The organism is Embleya sp. NBC_00896, assembly GCF_045207785.1.
GTDB lineage: Bacteria > Actinomycetota > Actinomycetes > Streptomycetales > Streptomycetaceae > Embleya.
This window is the reverse complement of record NZ_CP108776.1, coordinates 2,163,792-2,176,308: the sequence shown is the minus strand read 5'-3', so window position 1 is coordinate 2,176,308 and position 12,517 is coordinate 2,163,792. Positions and strand designations below refer to the sequence as shown.

General features: G+C 70.3%; 11 protein-coding genes, 1 other RNA gene and 1 pseudogene. 5 read left to right on the top strand and 8 right to left on the bottom strand.

Translation table 11 applies throughout. The annotated features are described in order from the left end of the window. Positions 1 to 90: 90 nt before the first annotated feature. Positions 91 to 756 (bottom strand): DUF732 domain-containing protein, encoded by a 666-nt coding sequence (locus OG928_RS09695; RefSeq protein WP_406281708.1) that lies wholly within the window; start codon positions 754 to 756, stop codon positions 91 to 93. A 99-nt stretch (positions 757 to 855) separates the two neighbouring features. On the opposite strand from OG928_RS09695, the gene OG928_RS09690 reads away from it, so the two are divergent. After that, positions 856 to 1,005: a hypothetical protein gene (locus tag OG928_RS09690; RefSeq protein WP_406281706.1), complete on the top strand. Its 150-nt coding sequence runs from the start codon at positions 856 to 858 to the stop codon at positions 1,003 to 1,005. Between the two features lie 18 nt (positions 1,006 to 1,023). Here OG928_RS09690 and yaaA read toward each other — a convergent pair whose 3' ends face one another. Further along, positions 1,024 to 1,821, bottom strand: a complete 798-nt coding sequence (gene yaaA / locus OG928_RS09685; protein WP_406281703.1) for a peroxide stress protein YaaA — start codon at positions 1,819 to 1,821, stop codon at positions 1,024 to 1,026. Between the two features lie 357 nt (positions 1,822 to 2,178). On the opposite strand from yaaA, the pseudogene OG928_RS09680 reads away from it, so the two are divergent. The 3 genes and pseudogenes from OG928_RS09680 to OG928_RS09670 all read left to right on the top strand — a co-directional run. Beyond that, positions 2,179 to 3,339: pseudogene (locus OG928_RS09680) on the top strand (RNB domain-containing ribonuclease); the annotation flags it as partial. Positions 3,340 to 3,419: 80 nt separating this feature from the next. Further along, positions 3,420 to 3,829: RNase P RNA component class A (gene rnpB, locus OG928_RS09675), an RNA gene on the top strand. Positions 3,830 to 3,976: 147 nt separating this feature from the next. Further along, positions 3,977 to 4,354: an STAS domain-containing protein gene (locus OG928_RS09670; protein ID WP_406281700.1), complete on the top strand. Its 378-nt coding sequence runs from the start codon at positions 3,977 to 3,979 to the stop codon at positions 4,352 to 4,354. 226 nt (positions 4,355 to 4,580) lie between these two features. Here OG928_RS09670 and OG928_RS09665 read toward each other — a convergent pair whose 3' ends face one another. Then, positions 4,581 to 5,543, bottom strand: coding sequence for an alpha/beta hydrolase (locus OG928_RS09665; RefSeq protein WP_406281697.1), 963 nt, complete (start codon positions 5,541 to 5,543; stop codon positions 4,581 to 4,583). Between the two features lie 171 nt (positions 5,544 to 5,714). Between OG928_RS09665 and OG928_RS09660 the strand changes: the two genes are divergently transcribed. Next, positions 5,715 to 6,929, top strand: coding sequence for a hypothetical protein (locus OG928_RS09660; RefSeq protein WP_406281695.1), 1,215 nt, complete (start codon positions 5,715 to 5,717; stop codon positions 6,927 to 6,929). Between the two features lie 203 nt (positions 6,930 to 7,132). Here OG928_RS09660 and OG928_RS09655 read toward each other — a convergent pair whose 3' ends face one another. The 5 genes from OG928_RS09655 to OG928_RS09635 all read right to left on the bottom strand — a co-directional run bounded on the left by OG928_RS09655 (position 7,133) and on the right by OG928_RS09635 (position 12,500). Continuing rightward, on the bottom strand, positions 7,133 to 8,839 hold the full coding sequence (locus OG928_RS09655) for an FAD-dependent monooxygenase (RefSeq protein ID WP_406281692.1): 1,707 nt from the start codon (positions 8,837 to 8,839) through the stop codon (positions 7,133 to 7,135). Between the two features lie 152 nt (positions 8,840 to 8,991). After that, positions 8,992 to 9,876: an amino acid ABC transporter permease gene (locus tag OG928_RS09650; RefSeq protein ID WP_406281689.1), complete on the bottom strand. Its 885-nt coding sequence runs from the start codon at positions 9,874 to 9,876 to the stop codon at positions 8,992 to 8,994. After that, entirely contained in the window at positions 9,873 to 10,520 is a 648-nt protein-coding gene (locus tag OG928_RS09645; RefSeq protein WP_406281686.1) for an amino acid ABC transporter permease, read from the bottom strand. The genes OG928_RS09650 and OG928_RS09645 overlap by 4 nt, the downstream gene beginning before the upstream one ends. A 155-nt stretch (positions 10,521 to 10,675) precedes the next feature. Further along, positions 10,676 to 11,617, bottom strand: coding sequence for a glutamate ABC transporter substrate-binding protein (locus OG928_RS09640; RefSeq protein WP_406281683.1), 942 nt, complete (start codon positions 11,615 to 11,617; stop codon positions 10,676 to 10,678). 106 nt (positions 11,618 to 11,723) lie between these two features. Continuing rightward, positions 11,724 to 12,500: an amino acid ABC transporter ATP-binding protein gene (locus OG928_RS09635; RefSeq protein ID WP_406281681.1), complete on the bottom strand. Its 777-nt coding sequence runs from the start codon at positions 12,498 to 12,500 to the stop codon at positions 11,724 to 11,726. Between the last annotated feature and the right edge of the window lie 17 nt (positions 12,501 to 12,517).

Sequence of the window (12,517 nt, the reverse complement as noted above, 5' to 3'; positions counted from 1 at the left end):
TCCGATCGGTACGCCGCCACCAACGACGACCGCCCCGTTCCCGAAAAATCCGGGAACGGGGCGGTCGCGATGCTCACGCGGGGAAGCGGGTCACTTCACCTTGCTCTGCTGGTCGGGGCAGAAGCTGCCGACCGCGAGGCCGGCGATGACCGACCAGGACTGCACGTCGGACTGCTGCATGACCATGTCCCGGAAGGACTTGCCGCCCTTGAGGTCCGAGCAGATCTTCTGCCCCTGGGCGACCAGCTCGGCGTCCGACTTCGACTTGAGGTCGGGCGCGATGCTGCGGGCCATCTCGAGGTAGAGCTTCTGCTGGGTGCTGCTGGGGGCCGAGTCGTTGTCCGGCTTGGCGGTGCTCTTGGCCGGCTGCGGGGTCCTGTCGGTCTTGGGCGCGCCCGACGAGCCCGACGAGGTCTTCGCGCTCGGGGTCGCACTGACCGATGACGACGCCTCGGACTTCTTGTCGTCGTCGTCGCCGGAAAGGCCCACGGCGGCGATCACGCCGACGATCGCGAGGACCACGACCACCGAGACGCCGATCCACAGGCCCTTGCGGCTGCGGTTCGGCGGCGGCGGATAGCCGTCCTGCTGGTAGCCCCCGGGGTACTGCGGCTGTCCGTACGGACCGGGCTGCCCCTGCGGGTACTGCGGCTGCTGGTGCTGCCCGGGGTACTGCTGTTGCCCGTACTGGGGCTGGCCGTACGGCTGGTTCGGGTCCTGGCCGGGCGGCGGCGGGTAACTCAACTCATCCCCCATGGATGTCGGATCGTCGACTCCGCCGGACTCTGGGCTCCGGATCGTCCAAAAGTAGGACGAAATGCTTTGCTTTCTGTCTGCGGAGGAAGCGTAAGGATCATGAAGCTCCCCACTATTGTCAAGGCGAGCCTCGTCGCGGTCACCATCGCCCTCTCGTCGACCCTCGTCGGCGGCACCGGAGGCGCGGGCTTCGGCGGCGAGTTCGTCGGACAGGCGGCGGGTCGCGAGGTCTTCCGCCGGAGCAGCTGAGGCCCGTTCCGGAGCGGGTCAGACCGCGGCGACCACGATGTCGAGCGCCCACGGGGTGCCGGGCATCTTGGGTTCGGCCGTCTCGACGGTCCAGCCCAGGTCGCGCAGCGCGTCGGCGAGCTCGACCGGGTTGCGCGGTTCGGCTCCCGAGATCAGCAGGTCGCGCGTCACCCGGCCCTTGGTCGCCTTGTTGAAGTGGCTGACCACCGAACGCTTGGCGACCCCGTCCACGATCTTCTCGTGCAGCACCCGCACGGTGGCGGTCCGCTCGGCGACCGCGCCGGTCGGCTTCCAGGCCGCGCCGTAGGCCGCCGAGCGCAGGTCGAGCACGAGCCGCTCGCCGCCGAGCCGCGGCAGCACCGGCGCCATGACCGTGCGCCACTGCCCCGCCAGCGCGCCGATGCCGGGCAGCCGTACGCCCATCGAGCAGCGGTACGGCGGCACCCGGTCGGTCGGCCGCAGCGCGCCCCACAGGCCGGAGAAGATCAGGATTCCGCCGGCCGCGCGAGCGGCGGCGGCCCCCTCCAACGACGGCAGGTCCAACGCGTCGTAGAGCACACCCGTATACAACCGAGACACCGTCAGCGCGGGCGCCTCGCGCAGATCGAGGTTGCGCAGCACCTCGCCGTGCAGCTTCGGACCGAGCCCCAGCACCTCGAGGGCCTTGCGCTCGTCGCCCTCGCACAGCGTGATCAGCGAGTCCAGCACCTGCCGCCGCACGGAGTTGAGTTCCGGCATCGAAAGGCCCGCGAGATCGAGCGCGGGGCCCGTCCCCGCAGCGGCCTTGCCCTCGGAGGGCGGCAACAACACGAGCACGGGCGGGACTCCAAGCGGCGTCGGCAAAACGGGGGCCGATCAAGCTTATGGGGACGACCCGGACCGATCATGTCGGAGCGACACCGGGCACGCGGGCGAAAAGCCGTGAAAGTTCTTCGCACCTCGGCCGATCTTTCCTAAGCTCGACCCGTGCCTCGTCGCCATCTCCACATCAAGTCCGCCGACGGTGATCGCCTTCGCGCCGGATTCGCGCGCCTGCGCACCGACCTCTCGCTGCCGGGGCCGTTCTCGGCCGAGGTCCTGGCGGAGGCGGACGCCGCGGCGCGGCGCGGGCCGACGCTGACGCGCCGGGATCTGACCGATCTGCCGTTCCTGACCATCGATCCGGCCGACTCGATGGACCTCGACCAGGCCATGCACCTGGTGCGCCGGGACTCGGGCTACCGCGTGCACTACGCGATCGCCGACGTCGCGGCGTGGGTCACGCCGGGCGGCGCGCTCGACGCGGAGACGATGCGCCGGGTGGAGACCCTCTACCTGCCGGACGAACGGATCCCGCTGCACCCGCCGTCGCTCTCCGAGGCGGCGGCGAGCCTGCTGCCGGGCCGGGATCGGGCGGCCCTGGTGTGGGTGCTCGACCTGGACGAGTTCGGCGACCTGATCGGCACCGACGTCTTCCGCGCGATGGTGCGCAGTCGGCAACGGTTCGACTACCCCGACGTCCAGCGCGCGATCGAGGCCGGTTCCGCCGACGACCCGTTGGCGCTGCTCGCCGAGATGGGCCGGCTGCGCGAGGCGCTGGAGCGCGAGCGGGGTGGGGTGAGCCTGCCGATCCCCGAGCAGGAGATCGTCGAGCACGGCGACACCTGGCGGTTGGAGTACCGCGCGCCGATCCCCGCCGAGGGCTGGAACGCGCAGATCTCGCTGCTCACCGGCATCGCCGCCGCCGACCTGATGACCTACGCGGGTATCGGCGTCCTGCGCACGCTCCCGGAGCCCCCGCCCGACGCGCTGGCCCAGGTCCGTCGGGTCGGCCGCGCGCTCGACGTCGAGTGGCTCGAGGGCACCACGTACGGCGAGGTGATCCGCTCGCTCGACCCGGAGAACCCGCAGCACGCGGCCTTCCTCCAGGAGGCCACGGGCCTGCTGCGCGGCGCGGGCTACACGGCGTTCGACGCGGGTGTGCCGGAACAGGCCGGGCACGCGGCGGTCGCCGACGAGTACGCGCACGTGACCGCGCCGCTGCGGCGCCTGGTCGATCGCTACGCGGGCGAGATCTGCGTGTCGCTGGTCGCGGGCACCGAGGTCCCCGAGTGGGTCACCGCCCGGCTGCACGAGCTGCCCAAGGCGATGGAGACCGGTGATCGACGCGCGCACGAGGTCGAGCGCGAGGCGGTGTCCCTGGTCGAGGCGGTCGTGCTCGCCGACCACGTGGGCGACGAGTTCGACGCGGTGGTCGTGGACCTCAACGAGCGTGGCGACGGCGGGACGGTACAGCTCGCCGAGCCGGCCGTGCGGGCCCGCTTCGACGGGCCCGGCCTGGCTCTGGGCGCGCGCGTGCGGGTCCGGCTCACCGAGGCGGACGACACGCGGCGGAGGGTGCGGTTCGCCCCGGCTAGGATGGCGGACACGGCGGATGAGTCGGCCGGGCGGCCGCGTCGGGATTCCTCCTCGGAGGGTTCCGCCGAGGAACGTCCGGGCTCCACAGGGCAGGGTGGTCGGTAACACCGACCCGGGGCGACCCGCGGGACAGTGCCACAGAAAACAGACCGCCGGCGTCCTCGGACGACCGGTAAGGGTGAAACGGTGGTGTAAGAGACCACCAGCGCCCGAGGTGACTCGGGCGGCTAGGTAAACCCCACCCGGAGCAAGGTCAAAAGGAGCGCGGGAGACCGTGCTCTGCGCGAACGTTCGAGGGCGGCCCGCCCGAGTTCGCGGGTAGACCGCTGGAGGCTGTCGGCAACGGCAGTCGTAGATGGATGGCCGCCTCCCCGGGCGCCGCAAGGCTCCCGGGAGACAGAACCCGGCGTAGAGGCCGACTCATCCGCCGCCTCTCCCGCACCGGGACCGGACCGACCCACGGCGGCCGGGCCCACCGCGATGCACGAGGGTGACGTACGAGGTCACTTCGCGTTGATGATCCCGGGGGGACGCGTGAGGTGTGCCCCCGGAACCGAAGGGTAGGCATGCGCCCGTGAACGATGAGAGCGGTCCCCTCCTGGTCCAGGTGTCGGCGGTCGGAGCCGGTCACACGTTGGTGACCGTCCACGGCGAGATCGACATGGACAGCGGTCCGATCCTGGACGACGCGTTGAGTCGACAGGTGTCCGCCGGGCTGTCGCGCCTGCTGCTCGACCTCTCGTCGGTCGCCTTCGTCGACTCCTTCGGACTGCGCATCCTGGTCCGCGCGGAGCGGCGGGCCCGCGAGGCCGGCGGTTCGCTGCGGCTGATCGCGCCCACCCGGGCGGTCGCGCGCGTGCTGCGGCTCACCGGCTTCACGTTGATGGTGGCCGTGCACGACACCGTGCAGGAGGCCCTCGACGCCGAGGACAGTCCGGCCGCGCGCGAATAGCTTCGGCCGTCCTGATCGCAATCGGGACGAACCTGTTCGGAATCTGGACGATCGGTGGCCGAATTCGATCATGCACGCCACACTTGGAGTGTTCGCGTGCCGGATGTTTCTGCTGTCGCCCGAAGGCCGCGAACCTGTGGCCGTCCCGTCGAGCGCAAGCCCGACGGGACGGCCACCGTTCGTTTTTATGCGTCGCGGGGCAGAGTGAGGCCGCCCCGCGCCCGGGTCAGGCGAGAGTGCGCTTGAGGAACTGCGCCATCGTCGAACGGTACTCACGCGCCTGCGGCAGCAGCGCCGTGAACTCGCCCGCGCCGTGGATGAAACCGTCCCAGCGCTTGGCCTCGACCGGGACGCCCGCGGCCTCCAGCTTCTTCGCGTACGCCTCGCCCTCGTCGCGCAGCGGGTCGAACTCGCCGGTCAGCACGAGCGCCGCGGGCAGGCCCGCGAGGTCCTCGGTGAACAGCGGCGACGCCAGCGGGTCGGTCCGCTCGCTGCGCGGGCTGGTCAGGTACAGCTGTACGGCGTTCTCCAGCGCCTCGCGCGTGAGCAGGTAGCCCGCGCCGTTCTCCTCCACCGAGGGCTGCGAGAGGGTCAGGTCGAGCGCCGGGCCGTCGAGCACCTGGGCGACCGGAGTCGGCTGCCGGCGGTCACGCAGCATGATCGAGCACGCCGCGGCGAGATTGCCGCCCGCACTGGATCCGCCGATGGCGACCTTGTCGGCGTTGATCCCGAGCTGGAACGAGCGCTCCTGGACCCACAGCCACGCCGCGTAGGCGTCCTCCAGCGGCCACGGGAACTTGAACTCGGGCGCCAGGCGGTACTCGACCGAGACGACGACCGCGCCGCTCTCGGCGGCGATGTGCGCGCAGTGGCTGTCGAACTGGGCCACCGAGCCGAGCCACCAGGCGCCGCCGTGGAGGTACACGTAGCCTGGACGACCACCCTTCGGAGCGGGGCCGGCCGGGGTGTACACGCGGGCGGTGATCTTGCCCGGTTCGGGCTCCTTCACCGTGATGCTCACGTCCCGCGTCGTCACATCTTCCGGCGCGGGCTCCGCGAACGCGAGGATGGACGTCTCGAGGCCTTTGTTCGACGCGGCACGACGCTCCGCCAGGGGCAGGTCGGCCGGAAGGGGCGGCGCGGCGGCGACAGCGTCGAGAATCGGCTGGATCTGCGGTGCGACGGGCATGCGACTCCTCCGAACGGATTACGAAGCAGCACAGTAGAACTTCGCGCCTGGAGTTGACAGAGCGTCAGACGCGGAACGGGTGACATAACCCACAGAGAAACCGCGCGAAGTGCGTCAACCGTCTCAGTTGTCCACCGCGTCGAATAAACGGAATCGAACGAGGAGTGCGTGTTGACCGTCATCGACGAGCCCCGGATACCGGGTGCGGCGCCGTCCTCCACGGGCAAGGGGGCCCCCGACGAGCACTCGTCGTCGGCGCGGTCGTTCGTGGAACGGGGCGTCCGGCTGCTGTGGCCGCCGCTCGCGGTCTACGCCGTCACGGCCCTCGCGCAGTTGATCATCCTGTCGTGGATGATCCCGCCCGGCGGCCCGAGTGTGCGCGACCGGCTGCTCCAGTGGGACGCGCACTGGTACGTCGACGTGGCCGCGCACGGCTATCCGGACGGCTTCACGTACACCCCCGAGGGCGACCTCACCGGGAACACGCTGGCGTTCTTCCCGCTGTATCCGGGCCTGGTCCGGATCGTGCACTACCTGACCGGCACCGGATACGAGACGGCCGGCCTGATCGCGGGACACCTCGCCACGGCCGCCGCGCTCTGCGTGCTGTACGTGTTCATGAAGCGGCTGTACGACCGGCGTGCGGCGCTCGCGATGACCGTGCTCGTCGGCGGCGCGCAGCCGATGGGCGTCGTCTTCTCGATGGCCTACAGCGAGACGCTGTTCCTCGGGCTCGCGGTGGGCACGCTGCTGGCCGCGCACCGCAAGGCGTGGCTCTGCGCGGGCGTGCTCGCGTGTCTGACCAGTCTGACCCGGCCGGCCGGCATCGCGGTGATCGCCGCGCTCGGGGTGGCCGCGCTGCTGGAGATGTGGCGGCATCGGCGGGTGCTGCTGGAGCCGGTCGTCGCGTGCGTGGTCGCGTGCCTGGGCATGCCGCTGTACCTCCTGTGGGTGGGCACCAGGGTCGGCGAGATCGACGCGTGGTTCACCATCCAGGACGCCGGTTGGGGCACCAAGTGGGACAACGGCGAGGCCGTTTGGCACTTCCTCACCGACACGCTGCGCAATGGGGACCAGTGGATCGCGGTGAGTACGGCGGTGTTGATCATCGCCGCCGTGGTCGGCTCGCTCGTCGCGCTCAATCGGCGGATCTGGCCGCCGCTCGCGGTGTACGGACTGTCGATCCTGGTGATGACGCTGTGCCAGAGCAACTACTACCACTCCAAGCTGCGGCTGATGATCCCGACGCTGCTGTTCTTTGTTCCGTTGGCTTTGGTGCTTTCTCGGGTGCGGACGCGGACGGCGGTGCTTGTGTTGGGCGGGATGTGTGCGTTTGGTATGTGGTACGGGGCGTACATGCTGACGACCTGGCACTACGGCATCTGAGCGGCCTCAAGCGCCGGCCGGGCTGTTTGGCCTCAAACGCCGGCCGGGCTGGGATGGACCCGGCCTTCGGCCGAGGTGGCCTCAAACGCCGGCCGGGCTGGATTTGGTTGGGTTGAGGTGGTCTCGAATGTTGGCCGGGCTGGGATGGACCCGGCCTTCGGCCGAGGTGGCCTCAAGCGCCGGCCGGGCTGGGATTGGTTTGGTTAGTGGGCGCCTCTGGCGCGGTTGATGGTTTCTTCCAGGATGTCGAGGTGTTCCGGGGGGAGGTGGGCCGCCAGGTAGCCGTCCGGGCGGACGAGCAGGATTGTGTGGGCGGTTGCGCCCGGGTATTCCGGGGTGACCACGAGTTCGGCCGGGGCGGTGAGTTTGTCCAGGCGGGCGCGGAGTCTCGGCATCAGGCCCGCTTCGCGCCAGCGGTCGCCGTGCCATACCTCTATGCCCGGGGCGATCAGTAGCACGACCAGGCCGCGGTCCAGGCACTCCGTCAGCCAGCCGTCGGCGCCGTCCGCGCGGACCACCGGGACGTCCTTGATCCACTCGCCGACGCCCGGGCCCGGGGTCAGCAGCGGTGAGCCCGAGTAGTCGGGGCCCGACGTGTTCGCGGCCGGACCGCGCGGGTCGAGCCGGCGCAGTGTGGTGCCCTTCCCGCGCGCGCCCATCAGGGTCAGCCGGCGGCCGACCTTCTGGGTGGGGGTGGTCGGCGCGAGGAAGTGCAGCGCGTCCTCGCCGAGCGCGAGCCGGCGGCGGGCGGCGCCGCGGCGCTCGCCGTGATACGTCTCCAAGAGCCGTATCGGGGCGTATCCGCGCAGTGTGAAGGCCAGCTTCCAGGCCAGGTTGCGGACGTCCTGGAGGCCGAGTTCGACCGCGTCCGCGGCGGACGGGTGGACCAGGTGCGCGGCGTCCCCGGCGAGCAGTACGCGGCCGACCCGGAACCGGCGCGCGAGCCGCTGGTGCACCTCGTACTCGCCGCTCCACAGCAGATCGTGCGCGGGATCCTCGGCCGAGTCCGCGTCGGGCGCCAGCGCGTGGAGGGTGCGCAGCACGGACCGGACCCGCGCGGCGACCCGCTTGGGGTCGGCCAGGTCGCCGGTCACCTGGATCACCCGGGTCTCCTCGGCGGCCTTGGCGACGCCGTGCGCCATCGGGAGCTGCCAGGTCAGGCGCCACACGTCGTCGGGCAGCGGCTGGGCGAGGACCGTACCGCCCTTGTGGAACGGCGGATCCACGAACAACCACGGCGTGGCCGGCCCGTTCGGATCCGGGCTCGCGGGTTCGTCGGCGAGCGAGGGGTCCGGCGGCACCAGCGACGTCGCGGTGATCCGGCGCGGCAGGTGCACCTTCACGTCCGCGCACAACAGCCGGTCCACCCGCGGCCGGCCGGGAAAGCGCACGTCGACCGAGCGCCGAACGGCGGAGCGGGCCCCGTCGCACGCGACCAGCCACTGCGCGCGCCACTTGACCGGGCCGCCCGGGCCGCGCGCGCGCAACGTGACCGAGGTCTCGTCCTGGTCGACGCCCTCGATCCGGTGCCGCCACGCGGTGGTCACCAGCGGGCTCGCGTGCACCGCGTCCAGCAGGGCACGCTCCAGGCGCTGTTGGGAGAGCCCGTAGCGCACCGGCGCCTCGGGCTCGGTGATCGCCTGCGGCACGTCCCGGCCGCGTCGGCGTATGCGCTGCACACCCCACGGTTCGGCGGCGCCGTCGAGCCGGGTACCGGTGAGGTCGTAGACGAAGGCCAGCATCGCGCCGTCCAGGCCGCAGGCGCGCGAGCCCGCGCGCGGGGTCCCGTTGCCCGAGTCCACCACCACCGAGCGCACCCCGCGCCCGGCCAGGGCCAATGCGGCGGCCAGGCCGGCGGGCCCGGCGCCCGCGATGATCACCGAGTCCGCGCGCGGAGTGTTCCCCGCCATCGTGGCCCCCCAAGCGTTGCAAGACGTTCGTACTCGATGCCCATCATCCGGCACGGGGGCCCTCGGACGACGAAGCGACGCCCCGCGGGTGGCGTGCACCGCGGGGCGTCGGTCGTTGGGTGTGCCGGTGGGACGGCGCGTGGGGCGGTCGGTCAGACGGTGATCGCGTCGCGCGACAGGGCGCCCGCGTCCGGCGGCACGACGGCCGGCGGCTTGCCCTTGCGGGACGTGCGCAGCCGGCGCTCCAGCCAGGTCGCGAACGCCGACAGGATCATGCACATCGCGATGTAGATGGTGCCGACGATGATCGTGACCGGGATGAACGGCATGTTGTAGTCCTGGTAGCCGCCGATCAGCTTGGCCGCCGCGAGCAGTTCCGGGTAGGTGATCAGGAAGCCGAGCGAGGTGTCCTTGAGGGTCACCACGATCTGGCTGATGATCGTCGGCAGCATCGTCCGGATGCCCTGCGGGACCAGGATCATGGTCATCACCTGGGTCTTGCGCATCCCGATCGCGTACGCGGCCTCGCTCTGCCCCTTCGGCACGGCGAGGATGCCCGCGCGGATGTTCTCCGCCTGCACGGTCCCGTTGTAGAGGGTCAGACCCACGACCAGCGGCCACAGCGGATCCCAGGTCCACCAGCCCTGGCTGCCCGGGATGAGGTAGAGCATGAAGATCAGGACCAGCAGCGGCATCGCGCGGAAGAACGTCACGATCGTGGTCGCGACCCAGCGCACCACCTTGTGATCGGACAGCCGGCCGGCGGCCAGGAAGGCGCCGAGAACGATCGAGAAGACCGCGGCCAGCGCGAACGCCTTCAACGTGGACTTGAGCCCGTCGAAGATGAACTCCTGGACACCGCTGTACTGGAACGGGTCCCACTTGGCGGCCTCGAACTGGCCGGTGTCCTCGAACCGGACGACCACGAAGACCAGGAAGGCGGCGAGCGCGAGGCTGCCGAGCACGCCCACGATCAGGTTGCGCCGGCGCGCCTTGGGGCCGGGAACGTCGAACAGGACGCTCGCTTCGCGGCTCATCGGACCACCGCCAGCTTCTTCTCCAGCGCGGCGAGCAGCGCGCTCATGGTCAGGGTGATGACGAGATAGCCGACGGCGATCCAGGTCATGACCCACAGCGACTTGTAGCCGTTCTCCACCATCGTGGCCTGGGTGCCCATGAGTTCGGTGACGTTGAACGCGCTCGCGATGGCCGAGTTGCGGACCATCGCGATCAGCAGGCTGCCGATCGGCGGGATCGCCGCCCGCCCGGCCTGCGGCAGGACGATCTGGCTCAGCGTCTGGGTGAAGGACATGCCCAGGCTGCGGGCGGCCTCGGCCTGGCCGATCGGGACGGTGTTGATGCCCGACCGGATCGCCTCACAGATGAACGCGGCCGTGTACGCGCTCAGCGCGATCACCGCGAACTGGAAGAACGACAAGTTGAAACGCAGCTTGGGGAAGCCGAGAGCGACGAAGAAGAAGATCAGCGTCAGCGGGGTGTTGCGAAAGAGCGTGACATAGGCGGTGCCGAACCAGCGCAGAGGCGGCACCGGCGAGACCCGGCACGCGGCTATCAGCGTGCCGAGCAGAAGCGACACGATCCCACAGACGACGGTCAGCTTGAGCGTTCCGACGAAGCCGTCTTGCAAGAGGTCCCAGTTGTCCTGGACAACTTCGAGCATCGTGATCGAGCCCTCCTCTCCGTGATCGTGGGTTCAGGGGTGATGGGGCCGGCCCGTGCCCCTGGACGCGCCGATCGGCGAAAGAGGGGAGGCCGCGCGCCGGCCGGTCCGGGGGGAGCCCGGACCGGCCGGTCGGATTCGCCGGTGGCGAACGATCAGGAGCGGACCAGCGCCGGGATGGCCGGGGCGGCCGAGCCGGAGAGGCCGAGCGTCGCGTTGTACGCCTTCAGCCAGTCGCCGTTCTTCTCGTGGTTCTCCAGCGCGTCGGTCACCGCGTTGCGGAAGACCGCGTCGTCCTTGTTCAGACCCACGCCGTAGTTCTCGGTCGTGAACGGCTCGCCGACGACCTTGAGCGCGCCCGGGTCCTTGGCCGCGTAGCCCTTGAGGATCGCGTCGTCCGTGGAGACCGCGTCGACCTGGTTGGACAGCAGGCTCTCGACGCACAGCGAGTAGGTGTCGAAGACCCGGGTGGTGGTGTCGGGGAAGTTGTTCTGCAGGTTCTGCAGCGGGGTCGAGCCCTTCGCCGAGCAGACCGTCTTGCCCTTGATGGTGTCCTTGCCGGTGATCGCGTTCTCGTTCTTGCGGACCAGGAGCGACTGGCCGGCGATGTAGTACGGACCCGCGAACGACACCTGCTGCTTGCGCTTGTCGGTGATGCTGTAGGTGCCGACGTAGTAGTCGACGGTGCCGTTGACGAGCTCGTTCTCACGGTTCGTCGAGGCGATCTCCTTGTACTCGATCTTGTCCGGCGCGAAGCCGAGGTCGGCCGCGATCATCTTGGTGATCTCGATGTCGAAGCCCGAGTACTTGCCGGTGGCCGGGTCCTTCGAGCCGAGGAAGGGCTGGTCCGCCTTGACGCCGACGATCAGCTTGCCGCGCTTCTTGGCGTTGTCGAAGGTCTTGGAGCCGGTCAGCGCGACGCCCTCCTTCGCGGTGTAGGACGGCAGCTCGGGCTTGGTGGCGCCCGGGGCACCCGCGGTGCCGCCGCCGGTGCCGCCCGGGGTCTTGGCCTCCGGCGAGCCGTCCTTGCCACACGCGGTGCCGAACAGGGCGAGCACGGCGATGCCGGCGATGGCGACGGATGAGCGCATCTTCATGATCAACGTCCTTGGGTGAAAGGTGTGCGTGACTGACGACAGCTGAACTGCGTTCCGCGTAGCGGGCGTTGCGAGGTCGGGCGCGCTGGGGAGCGCCCGGGCTCGCTCAGTGGTGCAGGATCTTGGAGAGGAAGTCCCGAGCACGGTCGCTGCGCGGGTTGCTGAAGAATTCGTCGGGCGTGTTCTCCTCGACGATGCGGCCGTCGGCCATGAAGATCACCCGGTTCGCGGCGGAGCGCGCGAAGCCCATCTCGTGGGTCACCACGACCATCGTCATGCCCTCGCGGGCCAGGTCGCGCATGACCTCGAGGACCTCGTTGATCATCTCCGGGTCGAGCGCCGAGGTGGGCTCGTCGAAGAGCATCACCTTCGGCTCCATCGCCAGGGCGCGGGCGATCGCCACGCGCTGCTGCTGGCCACCGGAGAGCTGGGCGGGGTACTTGTTCGCCTGGCTGCCCACGCCGACCCGGTCGAGCAGCTCGTGCGCGCGCCGGTTGACGACCTCGGGCTTCTCGCGCCGGACCTTGAGCGGGCCGAGCGTCACGTTCTGCAGCACGGTCTTGTGCGCGAAGAGGTTGAACGACTGGAAGACCATGCCGACGTCCGAGCGCAGCCGGGCGAGCTCGCGGCCCTCCTGCGGAAGCAGGTTGCCGTCGATGGTGATGCTGCCCGCGTCGATCGCCTCCAGGCGGTTGATCGTGCGGCACAGCGTCGACTTGCCCGATCCGGACGGACCGATGACGACGACGACCTCGCCCTTGTGGATCGTCAGGTCGATGTCCTGCAACACGTGCAGGTTGCCGAAGTGCTTGTTGACGCCCGTGAGCACGACGAGGGGCTCGCCGGAGTGCGCGTCCTTGGTGGTGTCGCTCTTCGTGAACACCGGCGGCTTCGGTGCGG